Annotated in this window: 5 protein-coding genes and 1 pseudogene; 4 read left to right on the plus strand and 2 right to left on the minus strand. The window is 29.9% G+C overall.

Translation table 11 applies throughout. The annotated features are described in order from the left end of the window. Window positions 1–292: 292 nt before the first annotated feature. Complete coding sequence (locus COC46_RS20535) at window positions 293–628, minus strand: L,D-transpeptidase (RefSeq protein WP_098811754.1); 336 nt, start codon at window positions 626–628, stop codon at window positions 293–295. Between the two features lie 196 nt (window positions 629–824). Between COC46_RS20535 and COC46_RS20540 the strand changes: the two genes are divergently transcribed. The 4 genes and pseudogenes from COC46_RS20540 to COC46_RS20555 all read left to right on the plus strand — a co-directional run bounded on the left by COC46_RS20540 (window position 825) and on the right by COC46_RS20555 (window position 2,705). Continuing rightward, window positions 825–1,178, plus strand: coding sequence for a glucosaminidase domain-containing protein (locus COC46_RS20540; protein WP_176545240.1), 354 nt, complete (start codon window positions 825–827; stop codon window positions 1,176–1,178). A 23-nt stretch (window positions 1,179–1,201) separates the two neighbouring features. After that, window positions 1,202–1,336 (plus strand): annotated as a pseudogene (locus COC46_RS20545) (peptidoglycan-binding domain-containing protein); the annotation flags it as partial. A 206-nt stretch (window positions 1,337–1,542) separates the two neighbouring features. Further along, window positions 1,543–1,959 carry a GNAT family N-acetyltransferase gene (locus COC46_RS20550; RefSeq protein WP_098811757.1) on the plus strand — a complete coding sequence of 139 codons (417 nt, stop codon included), beginning with the start codon at window positions 1,543–1,545 and terminating at the stop codon, window positions 1,957–1,959. Window positions 1,960–2,264: 305 nt separating this feature from the next. Continuing rightward, window positions 2,265–2,705, plus strand: coding sequence for a hypothetical protein (locus COC46_RS20555; RefSeq protein WP_098811758.1), 441 nt, complete (start codon window positions 2,265–2,267; stop codon window positions 2,703–2,705). 239 nt (window positions 2,706–2,944) lie between these two features. Here COC46_RS20555 and COC46_RS20560 read toward each other — a convergent pair whose 3' ends face one another. After that, window positions 2,945–3,571 (minus strand): GyrI-like domain-containing protein, encoded by a 627-nt coding sequence (locus tag COC46_RS20560; RefSeq protein WP_098811759.1) that lies wholly within the window; start codon window positions 3,569–3,571, stop codon window positions 2,945–2,947. Window positions 3,572–3,662: the final 91 nt, after the last annotated feature.

The following is a 3,662-nucleotide window of genomic DNA, read 5'->3' on the forward strand; positions in this document are numbered from 1 at the left end:
TGTGATTATAGTGGTTTTTGATAGTTTACGGACACTTTCTACCAGTTTCATGGAACTTAGAGATTTTCAAATTAGTAGAATAAAGATATCAATCCGTTTTAGCGATTTATCAACGAGTTTTGATAATTTATTAATCGTTTTTAGCAATATATCAACGAAGNNCTTTATCAATATTGTTCAAACTATGTTCGTATTACAATAGCTTCACAAAGTTTATCGGCACAGCTTCGATGGCTCAAAAATTTTTTCGTACTACAACTGAGTCTACTATATCTTAATTGCCTTTTGTAGCTTATTTCCGAATAACAACTCCTGTACCAATTGTAACTTTTGAAGACAAATCAAGAACATCCTCATTATACATTCGTACACAGCCATTTGAAACAAAGTGGCCAATTGACGCTGGATTATTTGTTCCATGAATCCCGTAATGTGGAGCTGATAATCCCATCCACAGTACGCCAAAAGGTCCACCTGGATTTGGATCTTTATTAATAATTGTATATACGCCAGTTGGTGTTGGAGTAAGCATCTTACCAACACCGATCGGGTAAGTTTTAATCAGTTTCCTCCCGTCGAAAAGTTTTAGCTGACGGTGAGATGTAGAAATATCAATCCAATTAGTCATCTTAATCAACTCCATTTTTAACCATTGTATGTAAGGGATGAACTAGTTGTTAAATACAAAAGTATTTATAAAAAGATAACTTTATGAAGTGAAAAATATAAAAATATCTACTACTTTTCTACTGTTTCCTTTGTATCGAGAGCATAGTTTATGAATAATCTATAGGACAAGCTTTTTAAGGAGAGGATAGTCTATATTGTCTAATACAGTTAAACATTTTAAATATCCAAATGAAGTTTCGAAAAAAATTGGTTGGTTGTTAGCCGAAGTAATATTTACTCAATGGCAAGTAGAAACTGCACATTTTACTTCGAAAAATTTTAAGAAAAATAATAATTTTGCAGGACAAACCTGCCATCCAGGATTACCTCTAAGTAGTAGAGGCACAGTAAAACCTAAAAGTGAAGGGGGTTATTATATAAAATATGATGATCCAATTAAGGGGTATGTCGATTTCGTATTAAGTCATTCACGATACGATAAAGTCAAAACGTATAAAACTGCTAATGAACAATTTAAAGAAAAAAAGGATCAAGAGGAGAGCAAGTAAAAAAAGTACAAGGAAAATTAGCTGTCAAAGTGGATGGGGTTTTCGGAATCCTAACTGAAAAAGCAGTTAAAGAATTTCAACACAAAAACGGTTTAGTAGTGGATGGAATTGTTGGACCAAAAACTTGGGCTAAACTTTTCAATCAAAAAAATATATAAACCATAATTGAATAGATCTGTATCATTTAAGCACGGACTCATCGAAGTATTAAAACGTAATATTTTGAAGAGTTTCAAATTAATTTACAGTTTAGCAATAAACCTGATTATTTAGGTTTATTGCTCATTTAATGTGATACATAAAAGGTAATGAAAGTGATTTTATCGAATAAATAACTACAACTATTAAGAATTGGAGGGTGAGTGTGGAAATTAGTCGTGCGGTAATGAATGATTTCGAATCGATTGTATCTCTAGATTCACAAATAATTGGAAGTCGAATACGGGAAAGCCAAATTAAGTCATCAATCGAAGAAAATAGATGCATAGTATGTAAAGTTAATGAAAAGGTAAAAGGGTTTTTAATTTATCATAACTATTTCTATAGTTATTTATTTATTGATTTAATCATAGTGTCACCTGATATGAGAAGACTGGGTATAGCAAAAAATCTCATGATATATATTGAAAACCTTGCTGAAAAGAAGTTGTTTTCATCAACAAACAAATCAAATATTCCAATGCAAAAATTATTTCAGGCTTTAGGATATATTGAGAGTGGATTGATCAATCATTTGGATGAGGGAGATCCAGAGGTTGTTTTTGTTAAGTTAGTAGAATAATAATGAATAAGTCGATTTTCCCCAAAATTTCCAAAATCACTTCCTACTATTCATCTTTAAAACCAGTTTCTTAAAATCCGTCAGTTTCAAAAGTAGCTTGATCAAAATCCTGTTTTTTAATAGCAGTTAAATACAACTATGGGTAAGTGAGAAAAAAGAATTATATCAACAACAATTTCGTTACTTTAGGTTCATCCGTTTAAAAAAATTTTAAATACATTCTTCCTGTTATTCTATTTATCAATATATGTTGAATAGTAATAATATATAAATGCTCCAATTATATCATTACAAGGAGTGGAAATATGGATTTTAAAAGGGAGTTCATTTTAAAAACAAAAGCAATTTATAAAGAAACTGTTACAGAAAATATGGCATATAGTAAGATGTGCGAAAAATTTGAATCGTATTTTGTTGACTTAAAAGAGTCTTTAAAAAAGGAAATCGAAGTTTCGAACGGTGAATTTGATATTATGATTGATAAAGATAGTGTTATTGAGGTCTTGTTAAATCAAAGAGAGTTACTAATTACGATCGAAGATTTTGGAGCAGTAGTAAGTATTAAATATTTTGATGAAGTACAAAATGAACAGATTGAAAATAAGATTGATATAATTGAATATGATGGTGGAGCATATAAGAGCCAAGTGTTTCAGACTCCTATTACTAGAAATATTATTGATAATTACTTAGCAATTGCTTTTAGAGATGATTTAGAGAAGACTTTTGAAAGTTATAGTGGTTGATAAAATCCATAGAAAATATTGATCTATAGAATGAAGAGCTTGGGACATCCAGGCTCTTCATTCTGTTAGGAAATATTATTGAAAATTAATTATCAAGTTTTCGTAAAGGGAGCCATGTAACGTTGCTTTTCACTATAGGATGCTCACTTTACATGGGATGAATAAATTACTCGGTATATACCTTATTAAATTTGAACATCGACTTATCACCTAAAATTCAAGCTTTTTAATTTTAGGTTCTATAGTTCTTCTACTTGAAATCTTAATACAGTTTTTAATTTTTCAGGTTGGGTTTTTCTTGCATCTGATATATAGATTTCTTTATGTGTTTTTTGTACTCTTTGTAATTTATTCTCTAAACAGTATTCTTCCATTATTTTAAAGGTTTGAGGCTCATCATCATAGCTTCCAATATGCATTGTTTGAACGCATAAGCCTTCATTGATCGATTCGAATTTTACGTTTTCTAAGAGTGGATTTTTCTTTTTTTGTTTCAGTTGATCCAAAATGATGTGGGTTAAGTCTTCAGTAACAAAGTCAGGTTGTCTAATCATTAATTTATACAGAAGATGTTCTTTATTTAAGTAGTCTAGCTTTCTTCCTTCTTCATCTAAATCCCAGATTCCTTCAAGAGGGAAAACAGTATATTCGAAGTATCCTTCTGGAACAACGCCTTTTTTAGGCAACATTTTTATTGCATAAGCTAAAGAATATAGTGCTTCTACATTTTTTTTAAATAAATCATTATTTGGATTACCTTTTCCTTCAATCGTCACATATTTAAAGGGCGGTATATTTATTTTACTAGGTTTACTTTTTGGTAAATAAATTTCTTTTGAATTTTTTCTCCATTCAAATTTACTCACAACAAAATCTCCCTTAAATAATAGTTAGTGTGATTCATTTTATTTTGTTTAGTTACAAGGACACAAGTTTCTTAAAAATAGGCTCTGTTAA

It is taken from the genome of Bacillus sp. AFS041924, from assembly GCF_002577195.1.
In the GTDB taxonomy this organism is placed as follows: domain Bacteria; phylum Bacillota; class Bacilli; order Bacillales; family Bacillaceae_G; genus Gottfriedia.